Annotated in this window: 14 protein-coding genes; 4 read left to right on the plus strand and 10 right to left on the minus strand. The window is 69.8% G+C overall.

From position 1 onward, the window contains the following. Nucleotides 1-8: 8 nt before the first annotated feature. The 9 genes from IEY33_RS10670 to IEY33_RS10710 form a co-directional block, all read right to left on the minus strand. A complete protein-coding gene (locus IEY33_RS10670; RefSeq protein WP_188963254.1) occupies nucleotides 9-707 on the minus strand; it encodes a FadR/GntR family transcriptional regulator in 699 nt (232 codons plus the stop codon). A gap of 121 nt (nucleotides 708-828) precedes the next feature. After that, complete coding sequence (locus tag IEY33_RS10675; protein ID WP_188963255.1) at nucleotides 829-1,752, minus strand: class II fructose-bisphosphate aldolase; 924 nt, start codon at nucleotides 1,750-1,752, stop codon at nucleotides 829-831. Further along, a complete protein-coding gene (locus IEY33_RS10680; protein WP_188963256.1) occupies nucleotides 1,749-3,215 on the minus strand; it encodes a four-carbon acid sugar kinase family protein in 1,467 nt (488 codons plus the stop codon). Before IEY33_RS10680 ends, IEY33_RS10675 begins: the two co-directional genes overlap by 4 nt. Further along, nucleotides 3,212-3,946 (minus strand): aspartate/glutamate racemase family protein, encoded by a 735-nt coding sequence (locus IEY33_RS10685; protein ID WP_229670937.1) that lies wholly within the window; start codon nucleotides 3,944-3,946, stop codon nucleotides 3,212-3,214. Before IEY33_RS10685 ends, IEY33_RS10680 begins: the two co-directional genes overlap by 4 nt. Further along, nucleotides 3,943-4,866, minus strand: coding sequence for an NAD-dependent epimerase/dehydratase family protein (locus IEY33_RS10690; RefSeq protein WP_188963257.1), 924 nt, complete (start codon nucleotides 4,864-4,866; stop codon nucleotides 3,943-3,945). Before IEY33_RS10690 ends, IEY33_RS10685 begins: the two co-directional genes overlap by 4 nt. A gap of 77 nt (nucleotides 4,867-4,943) precedes the next feature. Then, complete coding sequence (locus IEY33_RS10695; RefSeq protein ID WP_188963258.1) at nucleotides 4,944-5,939, minus strand: autoinducer 2 ABC transporter substrate-binding protein; 996 nt, start codon at nucleotides 5,937-5,939, stop codon at nucleotides 4,944-4,946. Nucleotides 5,940-5,994: 55 nt separating this feature from the next. Then, nucleotides 5,995-7,047: an ABC transporter permease gene (locus IEY33_RS10700; protein WP_188963259.1), complete on the minus strand. Its 1,053-nt coding sequence runs from the start codon at nucleotides 7,045-7,047 to the stop codon at nucleotides 5,995-5,997. Then, nucleotides 7,044-8,069, minus strand: coding sequence for an ABC transporter permease (locus tag IEY33_RS10705; protein WP_188963260.1), 1,026 nt, complete (start codon nucleotides 8,067-8,069; stop codon nucleotides 7,044-7,046). The genes IEY33_RS10700 and IEY33_RS10705 overlap by 4 nt, the downstream gene beginning before the upstream one ends. Continuing rightward, nucleotides 8,066-9,700 carry a sugar ABC transporter ATP-binding protein gene (locus tag IEY33_RS10710; RefSeq protein WP_188963261.1) on the minus strand — a complete coding sequence of 545 codons (1,635 nt, stop codon included), beginning with the start codon at nucleotides 9,698-9,700 and terminating at the stop codon, nucleotides 8,066-8,068. The genes IEY33_RS10705 and IEY33_RS10710 overlap by 4 nt, the downstream gene beginning before the upstream one ends. Before the next feature lie 191 nt (nucleotides 9,701-9,891). Here IEY33_RS10710 and IEY33_RS10715 point away from each other — a divergent pair, with 191 nt between their 5' ends. The 3 genes from IEY33_RS10715 to IEY33_RS10725 are packed head-to-tail and all read left to right on the plus strand — an operon-like array spanning nucleotide 9,892 to nucleotide 11,430. Continuing rightward, nucleotides 9,892-10,302 carry a hypothetical protein gene (locus IEY33_RS10715; RefSeq protein WP_188963262.1) on the plus strand — a complete coding sequence of 137 codons (411 nt, stop codon included), beginning with the start codon at nucleotides 9,892-9,894 and terminating at the stop codon, nucleotides 10,300-10,302. Between the two features lie 7 nt (nucleotides 10,303-10,309). Then, on the plus strand, nucleotides 10,310-10,534 hold the full coding sequence (locus tag IEY33_RS10720; RefSeq protein WP_229670938.1) for a PqqD family protein: 225 nt from the start codon (nucleotides 10,310-10,312) through the stop codon (nucleotides 10,532-10,534). Nucleotides 10,535-10,563: 29 nt separating this feature from the next. Beyond that, nucleotides 10,564-11,430, plus strand: a complete 867-nt coding sequence (locus tag IEY33_RS10725; protein ID WP_188963264.1) for a hypothetical protein — start codon at nucleotides 10,564-10,566, stop codon at nucleotides 11,428-11,430. Between the two features lie 11 nt (nucleotides 11,431-11,441). Here IEY33_RS10725 and IEY33_RS10730 read toward each other — a convergent pair whose 3' ends face one another. Next, nucleotides 11,442-12,779, minus strand: coding sequence for a nucleotidyltransferase family protein (locus tag IEY33_RS10730; RefSeq protein WP_188963265.1), 1,338 nt, complete (start codon nucleotides 12,777-12,779; stop codon nucleotides 11,442-11,444). A 230-nt stretch (nucleotides 12,780-13,009) separates the two neighbouring features. Between IEY33_RS10730 and IEY33_RS10735 the strand changes: the two genes are divergently transcribed. After that, entirely contained in the window at nucleotides 13,010-13,648 is a 639-nt protein-coding gene (locus IEY33_RS10735; protein ID WP_306415612.1) for a response regulator, read from the plus strand. The last annotated feature ends 16 nt before the right edge of the window (nucleotides 13,649-13,664 follow it).

Below are 13,664 nucleotides of genomic sequence, written 5' to 3' on the forward strand. Positions count from 1 at the left end.
GGTTCCCGTCAGGCTTCGATCTCCACGTTGAGGACCTGCTCCAGGCGCCTCGCGGCGTTCTGCACGTGGTGACGCATGGCAAGCTGGGCGCCTTCCGGGTCGCGTCGCCGCACGGCGTTGATCACGGCTTCGTGCTCGCGCAGCAGGTCCGCGACGGTCTGCAGGCGGGATACGGTCAGGTAGATGTATTCGGAGAGCGCCTGACGCAGCACTTCCATCATCTGCAGGAGGATGGCGTTTCCGGCGATGCGCGCGAGCATCAGGTGCAGGCGGACGTCGTGGTCGGTGAAGGCCGCGTCTTCGGGGAGGCTCTTCATCTGCGCGTGGAGCCGTTCGAGGTCCTGCAGGTCCTGCTCGGTGGCGCGCTGTGCGGCGAGCTTGGCGACCTCGGATTCGATGGCGGTGCGGGCTTCGGCGACGTCCATGTACGTCTGCCGGGTGAAGAGCGCGCCCAGGTCGAGGGGCGGCGTGACGATCAGGCTCTGCGTCTCGAGGACGAAGGTGCCGTGGCCGTGCCGGACTTCGATGACGCCGGACGACGCGAGGACCTTGATCGCCTCGCGCAGCGCGGTGCGGCTCACGCCGTAACGTTCCATCAGTTCCGGCTCGGTGGGGAGGCGGTCGCCGCGCTTGAGGCCCTGCTGCTTGATGAAGGCGATGATGTCGTCGGCGACGATCTCGGATACCTGCCGGGTCTTTTCCTTCACCGTCCGGGGCGTCCCGGGCGGGGGGGTGCGTTCTGCGGGCACAGTTCTCCTCCGTGAACACGGGGCCGCCTCGCGCTGGTACGGCGTGGCGGGCCTGGGTCCTTGTCGTGCAGCATAGCGTTCAGAGCGGACCAGGCCGTCCCGGTTGTGGGGCCGGGACGGCCTGGGCAGGCCATGTCACCTGCTGCAGGCAGCTCAGCATGCTGGCAGTCATCCCCGCCTGCGCGGCGAGGCCGAGGGCGGCGGCATGCGCGTGGGCCGGGCCGAGTGCGTGGGCGTGGGCGAGCAGGGCGGCCGTGCCGGCGAGGGCGACCTCGGTGTTGACGTTGATCTTGGCGATGCCGAGCCGCACGGCGGCCTGCAGCGCATCTGTGGGAGTGCCGCTGCCGCCATGCAGGACCAGTGGCCGTGAGACGAGGTGAGCGATCTGCTGCAGCCGGTGCAGATCGAGCCTGGGGGCGCTGCGGTACAGGCCGTGCACCGTGCCGACCGAGACGGCGAGGGCGTCCAGGCCCGTCTCGGCTGCGAAATGCCTGGCCTGGCGAGGGTCGGTGAGGGCCTCTTGACCGCTGTCGAACTCGTGACTGGCGTCCCCGATGCCGAGCGCCCCGAGTTCCGCCTCCACACCGACCCCCAGGGCGTGCGCGTCCCGGACGACCTGCGCGGTGAAGGCGAGGTTTTCGGCGTAGGGCAGGTGCGAACCGTCGTACATGACGCTGTCGTACCCGGCCTGCGCGGCCTCCCGGCAGAGGTCAGGGCTGGCGGCATGATCGAGGTGGAGGAGCACGCGCCCTTCGCAGCCGGCGTCCTGCACCAGCGCCGTGACGAGGGCACGCATGGGCCGCAGGCCGATGTTCTCGAGGTACTTCTCGCCGTGCGCGACGATCACCGGCTGCCGGGTCTGCGCGGCCACCTGAACGGCGGCCGAGACGGATTCCAGGTTGTAGCAGTTGAAGGCCAGCACGGCGCGGCCCTCCTGGCGGGCCGCCGTGAGCACCGTCCGGAACAGCGGCACTGTGCTGCCGTGGTGGGTATGGGCCGTCACGGCGCGTCCGGTGTAGCCTGCCGCTGCGCCTGCAGGGCCGCGAACAGTTCGACCAGGCTCGAAGGTCCGCCGACGTTGCCCGGGAAGACGATGTATGGCAGGCCCGGGAAGGGCGTCTCCGGCCCGAGTGTCCAGACCGGCACGCCTGCGAGCGCCTGTCCGAGCACCTGTGCGACGTGCACGTTCAGGCCGTGCAGGGCGACATTGTGGGAGGTGATGCCGCCCTTGGCGATCAGGAAGCCGGGTTCGACCTTCAGCTGCCGCACGGCGTCCGTGAGGGCGGTGGACACCTGTCGGCCGATGTCGAGGCTGCGGTCGGCCGAGTGGCCGGTGTGCAGCTGACGGCTGGTGTACAGCACCACGTGCCGTCCCTGCCCGAGCTGCGCATTGAGTTCGGCCGCGACGCGCGTGACTTCGGCTGCCGTTTCACCGCCGAGGATCCGTCCCACGTCGAGTTCGGTGGCGTGCACGTCCGGCAGCGCCAGCAGCTGCGTGAGCTGCTCGGAGGAGCGGCTGACGAAGGATCCGACGACGCACAGGCCGCCTGCCCGCGAGCGCGCGGACGTGAGACGGGCGGGCGGCAGGGGGCCGCAGTCCTCCAGTCCGGCCAGCGCGCGGACCATCGAGGCGGCCGTGCGGAACAGCACGTTCACGCCCGCCGCCTCGGCGAGGCGGGCGCCGAGCGCGATGGCCTCCAGGTCGCCCTGGCAGACGGCGTCGGCCGCCGCGACGAAGGGGACCGGCAGACGCTGCAGCCAGGCGGCGACGGCCGTCGGTCCGCCCTCCCGCAGCAGGTGCAGGGGAAGGACCGGGACCTGCGCGGCGGGCACGCGCCCTCCGGTCTTTTCCTCCACCCAGTCCGGCAGGCTGGACGCCCGGTACGGGAAGGCCGGGTCGCGGGCGTACTCGGTCTGCCCGACGGGGACGGGCGTGCCGTTCTCGATGAGGTAGTGGACGCCGCCGTGCGTGACGCGCCCCCCCTCGATGAAGGCCGGGACGAGCAATGTGCCGGCCACTGGATGCACGTCCGAGAGTTCCTCGGCCATGACGTCCGTCTCGAGTGGGTAATGGCCGCGCAGGGTGGAGTCGCTGCGGCTCACCACGCGCAGTTGCAGGCCGAGTTCCTGCGCGGCCGTGACGAGTCGGCGCATCACGTCGCGCACGGTCGCGGCGGCGGTGGCGGCGTCCATGCTGCGCGAGTTGGTGAGGATGTACACGGCAGGCCAGTCCTGCTGCAGGGCCGCGCGAATCTCGCCCTGCTGCCACTGCAGCACGACCGGTATCCCGTAGAGCGTCTGCATGCCGGTCGGGTCGTCGTCCAGCACCACCAGTCGGCAGCGGCCGTTGCCGTTGCGCAGCTGGCCGAGCAGGGCGGGGTCCGTCGCCTGTGGCGCGAGCCAGGACGGGAGCGTGCCGCTCAGCGTTCCGGCGGCGTCCGGGCTGGCGTGACCGGCCGGATTCATCGTGCGGGCGCGGCGCCGGGCGACACGGGCGGCGCGTCCGGCGAGGCCGCCTCCAGACCTTTCAGGACGCCGGCCAGCCGTTCCATGCCGAGCCTGGGGCTGGTGAGCACCGGCACCGCGATCCGGTCGCCGAGCGCGTCCGCCACGCGGCCCATCGAAACCTGAGCGAGTACGATCACGTCCACCTGTGACGCCAGGTCGGCCAGCCCCTCCCCCACCAGCCGGTCGTGCTCGTCGGTGTGACCGGCCAGCAGCGCGTCGAAGGCTCCCTCGCACAGTTTGCGGACCACGGTCACGTCCCGGCCGAGGCGCGCGGCCGTCTTCTCGATCAGGCGCACGGTGGGGTCGAGGGTGGTGGCGACGGTGGCGGCCACCCCGATGCGGCTGGCGCGCGACACGGCCGCCTCGGCCATCGCCACGTCGATCTTCACGAGCGGGATGTCCAGGCTGTCCATGGCGGCGTCCGCGACCTCGCCGACCGACGAGCAGGCGTTCAGGATCGCCGTGGCGCCCATTTCCTGCCCGATCCGGTAGTACTGCTGCATGCGGCTGTTCACGGCGGGCGTGACGCCACCGGCGGCCATCACGTCCTTGAGGAGGCTGTCGTCGACGAGGTTCACGATCCGCACGCCGGGCAGGAGTTCGGCGGCCTGCGCGGCGAGCGGGGCGACCGTCACGGGGCCGGTGTGGACGATCACGACCGTCTGCTGCGGGTGCGTTTCGGTGGTCATCGGCCCTCTCCCTGCGTGGCCGGCTGGTGCACCGGGTCCACGTAATCCCGCCAGTGGTGCGCCTGCCGGAAGCCCAGCACCTCGCGGACCTTGCGTCCGGAGAGCAGCGTCTCGTACTCGCCCAGTTCGCCCTTCACCGGCACGGCCGGGTAGTAGCGGGCCAGCAGTTCCTTCGTGGGCAGGTCGGAGGAGGTGTCGTCCGAGACGGCGTTGAAGACCTGGTAGCCGAGGCCGTCCGTCTCGACGGCGAGCCGGGTGATCTCCGCGAGGTCGCGGGCGTCGATGTAGCTCCAGGTGATGCGTTTCCGGAAGCCGGGGTCACGGAAGAAGTCCGGGAACTGCGCGTACTCGTGCGGTTCGATCACGTTCCCGATCCGCAGGGCGTAGATGTCGGTGCCGTTCCGGAGCGAGAAGGCGCGCGCCGTGCGCTCGTTGACGACCTTGGAGAGGGCGTAGCTGTCCATCGGATCGACCGGGTATTCCTCGTCGAGCGGGAAGTACAGCGGGTCGCGGTGCTCGTACGCGAAGGTGGTGCCGTAGATGGTCTCGCTGGACGCGATGATCACCTTGGGAATGCCGAGTTTCACGGCCGCCTCGATCACGTTGTAGGTGCCCATCGCGTTGATCCGGAAGAGTTCGTTGTCGGGCCGCAGCAGGACGCGCGGGATGGCCGCGAAGTGGACGACCGCGTCGGGCCGGACGGGGCGCTGATCCGGGTCGAACTCGTGCGTGCCCATGTAGCTCGTCAGGGCGTTGAAGACCTGTCCGGAGTCGGTGATGTCGGTGATGTCGGTCCGGGCGCGCGGCTCGTCGAGTTTCTGACTGTCGAGGTTGAGCACCTGGTAGCCGTGGTCGAGCAGGTGGCGGACCACGTACTTGCCTGCCTTGCCGCTGCCGCCGGTCATGATGATTCGTTTCATGGGGTTCCGTCCTTGAGGAGAGTGTCGTTGCGGGTCCGTGGGTGCGGGCCGGGGGGTGGCCCGGCACCGCGTCCGGTTCAGAACCGGTACTGGTCGATGTTGGCCTTGGTGAAGACCAGCGGTTTGCTGAAGACGATCACGCCGTCCTTCACGTCAAACTTGCCCAGGCTGCCGGCCGTGAAGCTGCCGTTCTTCTGCAGGGCGTTGTTGGCGGCGAGGCGGGCGACGTGCATGACGAGCATGCCTTCCTTGACCTCGTCCCAGAGGGGGCTGGCCTTGATGATGTCTTTCTTGACGTAGGCGCGGATGGAGTCGGGGTTGCTGCAGCCGGTCACGAAGACCTTGCCGGTCAGGCCGAGCTTCTCGACTGCGGCGGCCGCGCCGACCTCGGCCCCGCCGTCCGGCGCGATGATCGCCTTGACGTTCTTGTTGGCCTGCAGGATGTTCACGCCTGCCGTGAGCGACTGGGTGGGATTGGAGTACCCGTACTGGGTGGTGACGATCTTCATCCTGGGGTAGGCGGTCTTCATGTAGGCGGTCAGGGCCTTGATCCACTCGTTCTGGATGGTGGCGTCGGGCGTGCTGGAGAGGATCGCGACTTCGGCGTCGGGCGCGATGTACTTGGCGACCGAGTCGACGAGGGCCTTGCCCATCTCGGGGTACGAGGTGTTCTGGATGAAGAAGTCGCGGGCGTCGGCGGACACGTCCGAGTCGTACGACACGACCTTGATGCCCATCTTCATGGCGCGGCGCAGGGCGGGGGCGAGCTGGGTGGGGTTGTTGGAGGTGGTGGTGATGACGTCGTACTTGCGGGCGATCAGGCTGTTGAAGATCTCCACCTGGCCCTGCGCGGAGGCCGTGACGGGCGCGGTGTACAGGAAGTCGATGTTCAGGTCCTTCGCGGCGGCGATGGCGCCCTTCTCGTTGGCCTTGAAGACCGACAGGCCGAGCAGTTTGGGGACCATGGCGACCTTGAGGCGTTTGGAGGTGTCGGGCGCGGCGGCCAGGGCGGCACCGACGCAGAGGGCGGAAGTGGCGATCAGGACGGCGGACTTCCAGGATGGCTTGGTCATGGTGAACTCCTGGGGGTGGGGGCGGGAAGCGGACAGCGGCGGGCGGTGAACGTGGCTATTTCATGGCGTTCTCCGGTGGGGAGGGAGAACCGGTGGACGCGGGGCGGAAGCGTGCCTGCAGCCGGGCAGTGAAGCTGCCGCCCGCCAGCAGGTTCTTGGCGGTGATGGCGACGAGCAGGATCGCGCCCGTCACCATGGTGGTGACCATGTCGGAGAACCCGGCGATCAGCAGACCCTGGCGCAGGAAGCCGAGCAGCAGGACGGCCAGTACCGCGCCGAGTACGCTGCCCTCGCCGCCGAAGATGTTGATGCCGCCGAGCACCACCATGGTCAGCGCGCTGAGCAGCAGGATGTCGCCCATGTCGCTGCGCACGGCGCTGTAGTACGCGGCCAGCACCACGCCCGCCAGGGCCGCCATGACGCCGCTCAGGACGTACACCCAGGCGAGGGTGGCGTTCACGTCGATGCCGGAGTAGCGGCTGGCGTCGCGGTTGTGGCCGACCATCACGACGCTGCGGCCGAAGCGGGTGCGGGTGACGAGCAGGCTGAACACGACGGCCAGCACGGCGAACAGGATCAGCTGGTACGGGACGCCGCCGAGCGCGCCGGTGCCGAGCGCGTTGAAGCGGTCGGGGAAGCCGGAGGGCGGTTCGGCGCCGGCCAGGGCGGTGGTGACGCTCGTGAAGACGAAGCTGGTGGCGAGCGTGACGATGAGCGGCTCGGTGCGGGTGCGGGTGATGAGCAGGCCGTTCACGCCGCCGAGCAGGGCGCCCGCCAGCAGGGCCAGCGGTACGGCCACGCCGAGACTCAGCCCGAAGTGCTTCCAGAGGACCGCCATCAGGACCGCGCTGAACCCGGCCACCGCGCCGACCGAGAGGTCGATGCCGCCCGTCAGGATGACCGGCACGAGGCCCAGCGCGACCAGCCCGAACGGCAGGAAGTTGGTGGTGACGTTCAGCAGGCCGCCCAGCCCGTCGAAGAAGCCCGGCACCAGCGCCGAGAACGCCAGCAGTTGCAGCAGCAGCAGGGCCGCCAGGGCGAGCTCCCAGCCGCCGATCCGTGCCCGGCGGCGGGCCGGGGCGGGCGCTTCGCGCAGGGAGCGGGTCACGCGGCCCGCCCGCGGCCCGTGCGGTTCAGGGCGCTGCTGGTGACGGCCAGCAGGATCATGACGCCCTCACCGGCCGAGTACCAGATGGCGGGAACGTGCAGGAACACCAGCGCCGTGAGGATCACGCTCAGGAAGGTGCTGCCGAGCACCGTGCCGGGCACGCTGCCGCGCCCGCCGGAGACGGCCGTCCCGCCGATGAGCACGGTCGCGATGGACTGCAGTTCGAAGTGGTCGCCGGTGCCGGTGGTGGCGGTCGCCGAACCGGTGTAGCAGACGTAGATCAGTCCGGCGAGGGCCGCGAGGGTCCCGGCGATCAAGTACGCGGAGGTGAGGGTGGCGCGGACCGGAACTCCGGCGTGGTGCGCGGCGACGGGATTGTTGCCGATGGCGAGGATGTTGCGTCCGAACGGCAGGTGCCCGAGCAGGAACCAGACGGCCAGCGTCACCAGCAGCAGCACCAGGATCGGGATGGGGACGGGGAACCAGGAGGCGAGGACGCCGTTGCCGAAGTGCGCGTAGCTGTCCGGGACCGAGTTGACCTGATCGCCGCCGGAGTACAGGAAGATCAGGCCGCCGTACAGGCTGTAGGTGCCGAGCGTCACGATGATGGGCGGAATGCTGACGCGCGACACGAGGGTGCCGTTGACGAGGCCGAGCACGGCCCCCAGCAGAAGCACCAGCAGCACCGCCCCCCACAGCGGCAGGCCCTGACGGGTGGCGAGCAGTCCCGACACCACCGCCGCGAGGCCCAGCACCGGCGCGACCGAGAGGTCGATGCCCCGCGTGATGATGACGAGCGTCTGCCCGAGCGCCACCAGGCCCAGCACCACCGAGTTGAGGAGCATGAAGCGCAGGTTGCTGCCCGCGAGGAAGTCGTGGTTGACGAGGCCGGCCAGCAGCGTCACGAGCAGCGTCGCGGCGATCAGGATCAGTTCGCGGGACGTGAGGATCCGGCGCCAGTCGGGGCCAGGGAGCGGGCGGGCGAGGGGCGGACCGGCGAGCGGAAGGGGGTGCGCCTTCACGCGCTGATCCGGCCGTCGGTCGCGGCGAGGGGGGGTTCGGGGGTCTGGCCGGGGTCCGGGTCGGCGTGACCGAGGAAGGCGCGGCCCACCCGGTCGGCGGTCACGTCGTCGCCGCTGAGTTCGGCCACCACGTCGCCCTCGTACAGGGCCAGCACCCGGTCCGAGAGCCGCAGCAGTTCTTCGAGGTCGGAGGAGATCACGATCACCGCGAGTCCCTCCCGGGCCAGTCCTTCGATGAGGTCATAGATTTCCTCCTTGGCGCCCACGTCCACGCCGCGCGTCGGTTCGTCGAGAATCGCGACGGTGGGCCGGGTGTTCATCCATTTGGCGAGTACCACCTTCTGCTGATTGCCGCCGGACAGGGTCCGGATCGGCTGGTCGGGACTGTGGGCGCGCACCCCGAAGCGCCGGATGAGGTCCTCGGCGACGCGGCGTTCCAGCGCGAGGTCGAGGAAGCCAAGGCGGTGCCGGACCGAGTCGAGCGCCCCGGCGGAGATGTTCTCGGCGAGTGACATCGGCAGGATCGCGCCGTGCCGGGCACGGTCTTCGGGGACGTACACCAGTCCCTGCCGCACGATCTCCTGCACGCGGAGCGGCGTGATGTCCTGCCCGCGCAGCGTGACCCGTCCGGTCTTGGGGCGCACCCCGAAGATCGCTTCGGCGACCTCGGTGCGGCCCGCACCGACCAGGCCGGCCAGGCCGAGCACTTCACCTGCCCGCAGCTGGAAGGTCACGTTCCGGAAGGCCGGTTCGCTTGTCAGGTCGTGCACTTCGAGGACGGGCGCGGCCTGCTCGGTGCGGTCGGTCGCCGGGATGGGGGTGCGGCGGCGGCTGACCGTCACGTCGCGCCCCACCATCTGGTCGACGAGGCGTTTGCGGTCGAATTGCGGGCGGGCCAGCGTCTCGACGAGCACACCGTCCCGCAGGACGCTGATCTCGTCGCTGATCTGCAGGACTTCGTCCATCCGGTGGCTGATGAAGCCGAGCGTGTAGCCCTCGCCGCGCAGACGGTCCATCACGCCGAACAGAAAGTCCACTTCACGCACGGTGAGTGGCGAGGTCGGCTCGTCGAAGAGGATGGTGCGGCATCCGCGCAGCAGCGCTTTGGCGCACTCGACCAGCTGCTGCTGCGCGATGCTGAGGTCGCGGGCGAGCAGTTGCGGGCTGAGGTTCAGGCCGAGGGTGTCGAGGACCGACTGCGCCTCGGCCCGGGTGCGTTTCCAGTCGACGCGGCGCGGAAAGCTGCCCGTGGTCGGCAGGTGACCGAGGCCCATGTTCTCGCAGACGGTGAGTTCCCCGAGCAGGGCCGGTTCCTGCGGCACGAGGTAGATGCCCTGGGCCTGCGCGGCGCGTGGTGTACGGAGCACGGTGGGGACACCCAGGACCTCGATGCGGCCGCCGTCCGGCTGATGGATGCCGGAGAGCACCTTGAAGAGGGTGGATTTTCCGGCGCCGTTCTCGCCCATCAGGGTGTGGATGCGGCCCGGCAGGAAGCCGACGTCGATGCCGTGCAGCACCGTGACGCTCGAGAAGCGTTTGATGAGGCTGTGGCCTGCGACGGTCGCGGTGGCAGGCGACGGGTGTGACGTCGCCGGACCGGGGGTCGGCGGGCGCGGTGGGGCTACAGACATGCGGGTCTCCCTGGAGGTGAGCTGCGGGTTGTGGGCTGCCGGGCAGGGCCGGGCAGCAGGTCGGTGCGGGAACGAAGGAACGATAACATAGGACGTACGATGTTTCAACACGGGTCGTCCCTCCGCACCTCTGGACCTTCACGGGCCTGCGCCATGACAGGGCCGTCAGCGTTCACCCGGACACTGGAAGCATGAAGCCCCTGCTGCTGCCGGCCCTCCTGGCGGGTCCGGCCCAGGTCGCGCGCGCCACCGTTCCCCTCCGGCTGACGCTGTCCTCCGTCTGCATCCTCGACCGAACCGGCACCCCGGTCACGGCCAGCACCGTCACCGTGAACTGCACCCGCTCGGCCCCAGCCCCGCAGAGCCCACTCGAACTCGCTCCCGTCCAGGTGGGCAACTGGCGGCTCAGCGCGCACACCAGCAGCAGCGACGGCGCGGAACTCTACACCTTCACTCTCACCGCCCTGAACGCAGCGGCGAACACCGCAGACTGCTCCCGACCGGGCGTTCTCCCCTGCCGTGCACGGCCCCTCGTCCGGGCACCAGTCCGGACGGTTAAGTCGCCTGCATTAGGCTGCTCCGGTGTGGAACATCCATCCTGACGTACTGGTGACCGATCTGGACGACGAACTTGTGCTGCTGCATCCCCTGAGGAGCGAGATGTTCAGCCTCAACGCGGCCGGAGGGGTAATCTGGCGTGCCCTTCCGGGCACGGCCGAAGCGCTCGTGGCAGCACTGACGGACGCGTTCGATGTGACGACTGCGGAGGCGGAAGCGGATGTGGACGCCCTCCTCCGTGAGCTCGCCGCGCGGGATCTGGTACGCCGGTCTTGAACGCCGGGTGGTCCTCGCTGGACGCGCGTGTGATCTCCGACCTGCCTGAACCGGTCGATCAGCTGCTGCAACAGCATCTCGGGGGCAACGGCAGCGGTGCGGGCCACGATGGCCGGACCTTCCGGATCACGGTCGGTCGCGTGACGGACAGCCGTGAAGGGCTGAAGGTGCAGCTCCCGGGATCAGGGACCGAAGCCTGGAACGTCCACCACCGCGACAATGCCTTCTGGGTGCCGGGCCTGTTTCAGGCCGAGATCGGCGAGCGGCACACCGAACTGCGTGTGGAAGACGCCCTCCTCGGGCAGACCTCGACCCACCTGGAGCTCTTCTCACTGGCGTTCACGGAAGCCCACCGCGCGGGCGGCTGGCTGCCGCTGCATGCCGCGACCGTGGCGCGAGACGACCGGGCCGTGGCCATCAGCGGCGTGAGCGGGGCCGGCAAGAGCACCGCCGTGCTGCGGCTCTGGAACCGGGGGTTCCGGGTCGTGGCGGAGGACCGGACGTTCTGGCATGTCGACAGTGGTCGCGTGGCCGGACTGGACCGGTGCCTGAGGGTCTTCGACGACAGCGTCGCGCGGTTCCCGCCACCCGGCCGGGCCGGGTTCGTGGGGCGGGACGCGAAGGGCAAGGGACTGCTGCCACTTCCGCCTTCCGAACAGGACGCGCGGCTGGACCGGCTCTTTCTGTTCGCACCGGGCGAGGAACTCACGGCGGCCCGGAGGGTCCGGGCGGTCTGGGAGATGAGCGGCGTGCCGCTGACCGGGCGTTCCCGGGATGTCGCTCAGCGTGGCGTGGCGCGGCTGATGCCGCTGGTCCATGCCGTGGGGGTCACGCGGGAGAGCGTGCTGGACGACGTGACGGCCGCCCTGTCCGGGAGCGTCCCGGTCACACGGTGACCGTCCCGCCTTCAGGGGTGGTGCGGGTCCGGGTGTGCTGGCCGGGATGACCAGCGCTTCACTTCCCGGAAATTCCGGGTGGGACGCGGGTCGCCGTACCAGTCGGGAATGCCGTGGCGGTCCTCGATCCACACGCGGGTCTGCCCGGTCTGCGGTGACTGGCCGAGGACGAGGTCCACGTCGTCACCCGCTTCACGGAGGATCCGGAAGGTCACGTACGCCCGTTCGCGGTGCAGTGCGCCGAGCGGGCGCCAGGGACGGTGAAGTCTTGTCAGCCAGCGTCCGGCCGCTTCGAGCGACAACCGCTCGGCATGACGGAGGGGTGAGGAGGCGTGGCGCACGTGCGGCGTGCTGCCGGGCGAGTCCCCGCGCCGCGCGTCCTGCAGGCCCGCCCGGACGTGCGGGAACACGCGGTTCATCTGCGCCGCACGGTCCGGCAGGGCGCACAGGCGGGTCATCCACACGTCGCCCAGCGTGAAGCGTCCGTCGAGGAGGGGGCCGCGCAGCAGGGTGCGGCGGGCCGTGGGTTCGCCGAGCGTGAACGCGCCGCGCCAGGGATCGCACACCCGCAGGAAGGCACGGACCGTGTGCCTGGCCCGGAACGCGTCTGCTCTGTCCGTCAGCGCCTGGACGGTGAGGCCGTGGTTCGTCCGGAGCTGCTGGAGGTCAGTGTAGTCGGCAGCCTTCAGGCCTCCGGCGTCTCCACCCCAGGTGCGCGCCAGGATCAGGGTCACGACCGCCTGATCCACGGGGGACGGGCGGCGGACCGGGAGGCCGCGCCACTCCTGCACGGCGCTCTCCTGCCAGACGGACCGGGTGATCTGCCGGATGTGCCGCTGCGGTCCGGACGTCCAGGAGATGACGAAGCGGTGCACGTCGAGCCGGACGTGGCCGCTCGGACTGAAGAGGTGGGCCGTCTCGTGCGTCCAGCGGCCGGGGTCAGCGTAGTGCTCGTCCGTGCGCCAGCCGTGCGCGAGCGCGAGGTGCACGGCGCGGGTGACGATGGCGGGATCGTCGGGCAGCACCACGTCGACGTCGCCGTAGTACCGCTGTGAGGCTTCCGGGTACTCGAATTCCGCCATGGCGAAGCCCTTGGTGAGCAGGACGGGAATCTCCTCGGCCGTCCAGACGCACAGCAGGGCGCGCAGTTCGTGCGCGATCACCTGATGGCGCAGGGCCTGCTGCAGCGCTGCCGGGCGCAGGTGCTGGCGCAGCGCGTGGTGCGCGGGAAGCTGGCCATACACGTATCCTTCGAGGTTCAGATGACGCATTTCGGGAAGCGCGTCCAGGGTGAGTCGGCCCGGGTGGGTCACCAGGCGTGAAGCGGCGGAAGGAGACTGGGGCGGCACGTCGCCAGGATAGGCGACAGCCCTAAAAGACCTGTGTCCGGGCCGACCAGAACCGCTGCGCGCGGTTGATGCCGACTCGACCGAGGATGCTGGTGCGTGCGAGGGCAGTGGGACGGAACCGTTAAGGTCCCGCACCTTACAATGGCGGCCGTGGTCCTCGCTCAGGCTGGACCCGGCCTCTTCTTGAGAACGGAATGCTTTCCTGCTCAAGTCAGGAAAGGAACCCCCTGATGGACATCCCTGAACTTCCCATCCGCATTCAACTGGTCGAGGATCACGACCTGACCCGGTTCGGCCTGCGTGCCCTGCTGAGCGCCCAGCCGGACTTCCGGGTGGTGGCGGAGGCGCGCACCGCCGAGGAGGGTCTGGAACAGCTGCCGCGCTCCACGGTAGACGTGGTCCTGATGGACATCAACCTGCCCGGCATGGACGGCATTCAGGCCGCGACCGAGGTGCGTGCCGCGCATCCGGGCACGCAGGTGATCATGCTGACCGCGTCGAACCGTCGGGATCAGATCTTCGCGGCGCTGGCCTCCGGGGCCGTGGCGTACTGCCTGAAGTCCGCACCGCCCGACGTGCTCTTCCAGGCGGTCCGGGCAGCCGCGACGGGCGCCGTGTTCTTCGACCCGGAGAGCGCGAAGCACCTGCTGCACACGGTGCAGGGCAGTTCGGCCCTGTCCCCCCTCACGGAGCGGGACACGGCGATCCTGCGTCTGGTGGCGGACGGCTGCGGCAACAAGGAAATCGCGTCGGCACTCGACATCAGTGTCGGTCTGGTGAAAAAGCACATCGGTGACATCCTCGAAAAGCTCCAGGCGAACGACCGGACGCAGGCGGCCGTGAAGGCCTTCCGTGCCGGACTCATCTGAAGGAACGGAGCCGCAA

This window comes from Deinococcus aquiradiocola, from assembly GCF_014646915.1.
Taxonomy (GTDB): Bacteria; Deinococcota; Deinococci; order Deinococcales; family Deinococcaceae; genus Deinococcus; species Deinococcus aquiradiocola.

What these genes read in the sequence shown, in the direction of transcription:
- IEY33_RS10680 (WP_188963256.1), bottom strand. Translation starts at nt 3,215, where the DNA reads ATGAATCCGGCCGGTCACGCCAGCCCGGACGCCGCCGGAACGCTGAGC.
- IEY33_RS10685 (WP_229670937.1), bottom strand. Translation starts at nt 3,946, where the DNA reads ATGACCACCGAAACGCACCCGCAGCAGACGGTCGTGATCGTCCACACC.
- IEY33_RS10690 (WP_188963257.1), bottom strand. Translation starts at nt 4,866, where the DNA reads ATGAAACGAATCATCATGACCGGCGGCAGCGGCAAGGCAGGCAAGTAC.
- IEY33_RS10695 (WP_188963258.1), bottom strand. Translation starts at nt 5,939, where the DNA reads ATGACCAAGCCATCCTGGAAGTCCGCCGTCCTGATCGCCACTTCCGCC.
- IEY33_RS10710 (WP_188963261.1), bottom strand. Translation starts at nt 9,700, where the DNA reads ATGTCTGTAGCCCCACCGCGCCCGCCGACCCCCGGTCCGGCGACGTCA.
- IEY33_RS10715 (WP_188963262.1), top strand. Translation starts at nt 9,892, where the DNA reads ATGAAGCCCCTGCTGCTGCCGGCCCTCCTGGCGGGTCCGGCCCAGGTC.
- IEY33_RS10735 (WP_306415612.1), top strand. Translation starts at nt 13,010, where the DNA reads ATGGACATCCCTGAACTTCCCATCCGCATTCAACTGGTCGAGGATCAC.